Raw genomic sequence first — 5,032 nt, forward strand, 5'->3', positions numbered from 1 at the left:
CCCGCCATTCAGCGCCGTCTATCACCCCTGAATTATACAATCCCGCCCAATCGTAAAAGAACGGATACCACCCGCTGGCACTCCTAAGCATCACCAATGCAGCACACAGAGCCACTATGCCAAAAGCAATGCCGTACTCTGTCGGGTCTCCTGTCCTGAACCTGCCACCGAATAAGTGAAATCGCCTGTCGGATTGCGGCCCGAAGGGCACACCGCTTACCGTCATGGCATCGGTCATCACATGGGTTAAGCCGCCGTAGGTAAAAGCAGTCACCATGCCGGTGGGGTCCAGTGGCCAACTACCGATGCAGGCGACAAGCCAGACAATAAAGTAATGGGTCGTTGTCCGGTGTTTGATACGGTTGCCCAGGGCCTTGGCCACCCACTCTAACCAATCCGGGGCGGTCGATCCCAGTACGGCCAGTGGCACTAGGGCCGGATTGACCACGGCGCAGGTCGCACCGGCGATGGCCATATGATTAAACCACTTCACTTTTGCTGACTCCGGGCGCTGACCACCTGCAGGTATTGATTCAGTACCGGTGCTTTTTCATCGGAACAACTGGCGATCAGGCTTAAGCGGTGTTGGGCGATGGCGGTTTCTGCACTGATCAGCGCTTCCTGGGCCTGGGCGACCCGTTCCAGATAGCGCACCTGTTCGGCTGTTTCGGCCACGCCCTGCATCACTCTGATTTGTGATCTGGCTTCCAGGCTTTGATAAAGACCCAGCTCCCGAATGGCGTGATTGCGTTTCGCCAGGGCGGAGAGAAACGCCCCGATAGTAGCGGCGGTATCCGTCCTGCGTTTGTACTCTTTCTCCCGCTCACGGTTCAGTTCTGACGCGCTATACAGCGGCATACGGGCCACCACACCAATATAGTGTTGGCCAATTTCAGACCCTGTATAGTCGTATGTTTTCCGGTTGCGGTATGCGCCTTCTAACTCTACTTCCAGGCCGAATTTACTTTTCTCCGGATAACAATTCAGCGTGGCCTGGTATAAGGCATCGTAATCGATGGCCGGGGCCAGTTGGAGTGGGGCTATTGGCGTATGGTGATTGCCCTGTGCCTCGGGATCAAAGCGCGGTAACTGATAGGTTTTAATCTCCGGCACGGGCTCTGCCGGGCCAGAGAAGATAGGGATGGTTTGCCAGAAGGTTGGCTCAGGTGATTCCGCTGCAGGCGGATCGGTTGTGGCCGGTGTCTCTGCCCTGGCCGGTGGGGCCAGAAACAGCAGGCCCAGGATAAACAAGAGCATGGCCACCAGAAAGATGGACGAAATCGTCGATAAGATACGTAAAACTAGCTTCATCTTGGCACCTCCTATGCCGTTCCTTGAAAGTATTAATCCATCCGGGCCGAGTTCCGGCCATTGCCCAGCATCTTCAAGCCGCCAAGTACCAGACTGATCTCCCACCAACCCGCGCCCAGGGCCAGTAACATCATGATCCAGACCGCTGCGCTGGTGGCGTCATAGCTGGCATCGGTTTTTAACCGGGTGCGTTGGGGTTCCCGCCGCTCGATCACCGGCCTTAGATTCGGGGCCAGTCGGTTTTCCTGGCTGGCGGTGATCACCCAAATTTTTGCAGAAATCACACATTGCCTGGCAATCTGCAGCTTACGGCCACTAAGCCGGTGGGCATCATCGATAAACAGCAAACCGCCATTGTCCTTGAGATATTCCGGCAAGATGTCCGCTTTTTGCTGCTGATTGAGCTTATCCCACAGGCGTAAGCGGTAGTCGGGGTCAGCCTCTGAGCGCTGTTTCTCCTGTTGATCGTGCCAATCGGCCACCGCGCTATTGTCCACCCAGGAGCCGACCGGGGATAACGCGCCTAACCAGATGGGTTCAGCCTTAATCTTTGATCCCCAGATCGGCTCCCATTCATCCCGTAAGCGACTGAGCCAACGGGTTTTCCCGGAATCATGGGCCCCAGTGATCAAGAGGCAGCGTTTTTTACTCAGACATTGCTCTTTGCGCTCTTTTGACGGCGCAAACTTACGCGGGGAGTCTACGACAAGGGGCGTCACAGTGCGGGAACCGTCTTTTCGGGGGTGATAATCGGTTCTGAGCTTCAAAAAACGCATTTTTTGGCCTCCTTGCCGTGCGGTTATCGTCTGTTAATTTCGTGTATCGTGTCGCTAAAATTCAAAAATCTTAGGGGTATATAAAAATCAACTTAGACAAAGACCATATAAACTGCAAGGTGATCGAAAATAACGTTCGTTAATTCCGTGCAGGTTTCCCGGCCCGTCCTGGGCTATTGAGTGGTTCCGGTATTTGCTCCGGATAACGGCCTATCCATTCCTAAAAACACACCAAGAACACCCCAAAACCAGCGTTTAGCCCCGGCACGACTGGCAGTGAATTTGTATTGTATGTATTATTAATACATACAATACAAATAGGCGGACACATCTCATGGACGTAAAGAGCGATATCAAGACCCGGATCATCAATGCGGCCAATCATCTGGTTGATACCGGCACAGAGAACCCGACGAATGAGCAAGTACGGCAACGGCTAGGTGGTGGCTCCCTATCCCATATCTCCCCGGTGATGCGGGAATGGCGACAGGCACGGCGCGAAGACATTAACGCCGCCCTGCAGATGCCTGATGAACTCAAGCAATCGATACAAGTTTCCCTAGGGAAAATCTGGAGTACCGCCAGTGAACAGGCATTGGCCAACACGGAGCAGATCCGGCAGCAAGCCAGGGAAGAAGTGGAAGAGGTCAGCACCGAACTATCGGAAGCCCTGGAAGAGATCGCCCGGTTAGAGAAGCGGCTGGCGGAGTCAGAAATCAACGCCGATCACCAAGCCAAACAGGTGGTCACCCTGGAACAGTCATTGGCCCAAGCTAAGACCGAACAGGAGAAACTGGCCATTACCAACGCCACCTTAGCCGCTGGCCAGGACGATAAGGCCCAACAGATCGATCTGTTAAGGGAAGAACTGAAAGAGGCCAGACAGGAAAACAAGACGCTGCAGCAGGAGCTGATAGAGATAGTGCGTAACCGGGACAAGGGCACAGAGTAAGATGGTATCCAATCAGCTGCAGACTTCGCTCTGATCCGGTAGACTGTTGTTCCCCCACACAGAGAAGCGTGCTCCGCTGTGCGCTTCTCTGTTTATGATTCCCCTTCTGTGATTTACCTTGCCTATAACTGATTGTTTCCCATGGGAAAATTTATTCTACTCCTGACTATGAATGTCCATAGCTCTTGGCTATCTGATTGATTTCTAAAATTCTTGTAAAGCTTCATGAACCAAAAAAACCGCACCCCACAATAGAGCTGACAAGGCTGATACAGTTGGATGTATCAAACTAATACAGGGGGCAATATGAAGGTAACAAGGAGTGCTAAGTTATCGGTGATTGTGATTTTGGTGTTAGCTCTGGCGAAGGCTAACGGCGGTCCATTAATTTCGATCGGTAACATCACCATCGGCAATACGATTGAGCAGAAACAGCAGTAAAGCCCCTCCGGGGGCTTACCTTCCTCTCGTCAGGTATTTGTCATAGTTCAGGCGACCTACCGCCAATCCGTACACATAACAAACGACGCCATACGTCGGAATTTACGTGATATTGGCCAGTAATGGCGATAAATCGCATCGTTTTAGCGAAGAAATGCGTCAACTCTGTATGATCTTTTAAGTCACATATTTAACGGGGTATCGAGCTAGAGGCTTGATTATACGGGACTTCTGGCCTTAATGATGATCTATGGCCACGGCAGATGCCGTCAGGCTTTTGTCATAGTTCAGGCTTCAGACCGCCAATCCGTACACTTATCAGAGTAATTCGATAGGGTTTACCGCTGATTAGCGAAGAAAACCGTCAACTTTTCTGCCCCCTTGAACCACTCTCTTAATTGGTAATCGGGCTAGAAGACTGATTATACGGGGCTTATGGATAGAATTATGAGCGATGGCCACGGCAGGTACTGTCAGGATTTTGTCATAATTCAGGCCTTAAACCGCCAATCCGTACACATATAAATGATAAGGCCTCTATCCCACTTATCAGGTAGCAAAGTTCGGTTTGAACTTTAACTGATACCCTTCTTGCGTCAGTCGGCGGAGTGTAATGGGGTATGCCTCCCCTGGCCGTGCAAGTGCCATCGCTTCCTCATTGCTTGAGAGTACTTTTTTCTTTGTCTCTAATTTGGCTTGCTCTTCGTGGAAATCCAGGAAGTCTGGAAGATCGAGCTTGCCCTGAAGGCTTTTCTGTTCAAAAGAAAAGACAAAGGCAACGATCTTTCGTCCCTGCTTCATCTGGTCATAGGTCACCGTCAGCGTAGTGTGTTTATTGATCTGGTCTACCGCCGGATCGATCACCCTGCGCTTGAGTTCTGCAATCTTGTTGTACCGGTCTTCCAGCTGCATCATCTCCTTCAGATCTTCAACGAGTACTTCTCGGCAGCCTGCAGCTTTGTACTGAACCAGGATCTCATAGAGGCGAATCGCGTGGGCGCTGTCCAGCTCTCCAATCTCTTGAAGCCTGTAGCGGGTGAAGTTCTTATTCAGCCGGGAGATATACGGGAGAATGTCCTTTGAGAATCTAAGCTCAATGCTGCCTTCGTTATCGTTATAAACGATGGTCTGAACCCAATTGGTAATTAAGGTTTTGACCCTTTTTGAATTGTTGTTGGCGTCGCGATGTAACTTGACCTCTCTTCGCTTCAAGCGAAAGGCGGCTTCTTTGAGCCTGGGGTAAATATCCTTCTTATTCGTGGATGACAGCTCAGAGATCTCACTGGCGTGTACCGAGTACATGATCTCGTCTGTCACCTCATCTTCTCGCCGTACTTTTGAAATACAGCTCAGGATAATTCGTTGCTCCATGACGCTAAGACGGTATGATGCGGAGTCGATCAACGCATTCGATTTGTAGACCATTTCTTTTGCCACGGAGAGAGTCCTTTTATATTTATGTACATTGATCGGTAGTGTACATAAAAGCCGTTAATCCGTACATCTATAACCGCCAATCCGTACACTTATAACCGCCAATCCGTACACTTAT

6 protein-coding genes are annotated in these 5,032 nt (G+C 50.9%); 2 read left to right on the forward strand and 4 right to left on the reverse strand.

Annotated elements, in window-relative coordinates:
• The 3 genes from H579_RS0118285 to H579_RS0118295 form a co-directional block, all read right to left on the reverse strand.
• Positions 1-493: metal-dependent hydrolase (locus tag H579_RS0118285; protein ID WP_028301868.1), on the reverse strand; the 493-nt coding region annotated here is incomplete at its 3' end.
• Entirely contained in the window at positions 490-1,311 is an 822-nt protein-coding gene (locus H579_RS26455; protein WP_051227871.1) for a hypothetical protein, read from the reverse strand. The genes H579_RS0118285 and H579_RS26455, both read right to left, overlap by 4 nt.
• A gap of 32 nt (positions 1,312-1,343) precedes the next feature.
• Positions 1,344-2,087, reverse strand: coding sequence for a hypothetical protein (locus H579_RS0118295; protein ID WP_028301869.1), 744 nt, complete (start codon positions 2,085-2,087; stop codon positions 1,344-1,346).
• A 334-nt stretch (positions 2,088-2,421) separates the two neighbouring features.
• On the opposite strand from H579_RS0118295, the gene H579_RS0118300 reads away from it, so the two are divergent.
• Positions 2,422-3,039 carry a DNA-binding protein gene (locus H579_RS0118300; protein ID WP_028301870.1) on the forward strand — a complete coding sequence of 206 codons (618 nt, stop codon included), beginning with the start codon at positions 2,422-2,424 and terminating at the stop codon, positions 3,037-3,039.
• Between the two features lie 306 nt (positions 3,040-3,345).
• A complete protein-coding gene (locus tag H579_RS29935; RefSeq protein WP_281167070.1) occupies positions 3,346-3,480 on the forward strand; it encodes a hypothetical protein in 135 nt (44 codons plus the stop codon).
• Positions 3,481-4,029: 549 nt separating this feature from the next.
• Here H579_RS29935 and H579_RS0118310 read toward each other — a convergent pair.
• Positions 4,030-4,917 (reverse strand): RepB family plasmid replication initiator protein, encoded by an 888-nt coding sequence (locus H579_RS0118310; protein ID WP_028301871.1) that lies wholly within the window; start codon positions 4,915-4,917, stop codon positions 4,030-4,032.
• Between the last annotated feature and the right edge of the window lie 115 nt (positions 4,918-5,032).

The sequence above is a fragment of the Oceanospirillum beijerinckii DSM 7166 genome (assembly GCF_000422425.1).
In the GTDB taxonomy this organism is placed as follows: domain Bacteria; phylum Pseudomonadota; class Gammaproteobacteria; order Pseudomonadales; family Halomonadaceae; genus Oceanospirillum; species Oceanospirillum beijerinckii.

Bases quoted from the DNA above. Each gene is read 5' to 3' on its own strand.
- H579_RS0118300 (WP_028301870.1), top strand. From the start codon at position 2,422: ATGGACGTAAAGAGCGATATCAAGACCCGGATCATCAATGCGGCCAAT.
- H579_RS0118295 (WP_028301869.1), bottom strand. From the start codon at position 2,087: ATGCGTTTTTTGAAGCTCAGAACCGATTATCACCCCCGAAAAGACGGT.
- H579_RS29935 (WP_281167070.1), top strand. From the start codon at position 3,346: ATGAAGGTAACAAGGAGTGCTAAGTTATCGGTGATTGTGATTTTGGTG.
- H579_RS26455 (WP_051227871.1), bottom strand. From the start codon at position 1,311: ATGAAGCTAGTTTTACGTATCTTATCGACGATTTCGTCCATCTTTCTG.